Annotated in this window: 1 protein-coding gene; it reads right to left on the bottom strand. The window is 45.0% G+C overall.

Annotated features, from left to right (window positions below; all coding sequences use genetic code 11):
* Positions 1-87 precede the first annotated feature (87 nt).
* Positions 88-409: MutH/Sau3AI family endonuclease (locus tag AB4486_RS25375; protein WP_372119487.1), on the bottom strand; the 322-nt coding region annotated here is incomplete at its 5' end.

Below are 409 nucleotides of genomic sequence, written 5' to 3' on the forward strand. Positions count from 1 at the left end.
AGGCGTTGGTAGCGAGATATTGATTCTAATTCCAGACTGTTTTTTAACGCACTGATAGTTTTGGCTATCGAGGCTCGATTAAACGATCTATGCGTAATGTGTTGTCAGTAATTTATGGGTGAATTGAGTTCGCAGATAGAAACCACGTGGTTTAGTTTTGATAGGTTTTCCGCTTGCACCGTAAGCTTCCGTTAACACACGACTGTTAGCAGCCTTCGGACGTAAATGCAGTGCTTCACCGTGTCTTGCTGTTATCTGTTCAACATTGCCTAAAACGATCAACTCCATCAGTTCTTCCCAATCTCGCTTCAAGAGTTCGTCTTCAGCTTGGCTAGGTGTCCATAATAATGGGGATCCTACATGCCTCTCTGCTAGCGGGATCTCTCTTTCTCCCTCGACAGGGATCCAC

Source organism: Vibrio sp. 10N.222.55.C6 (assembly GCF_041473395.1).
Classification (GTDB): Bacteria; Pseudomonadota; Gammaproteobacteria; order Enterobacterales; family Vibrionaceae; genus Vibrio; species Vibrio crassostreae_C.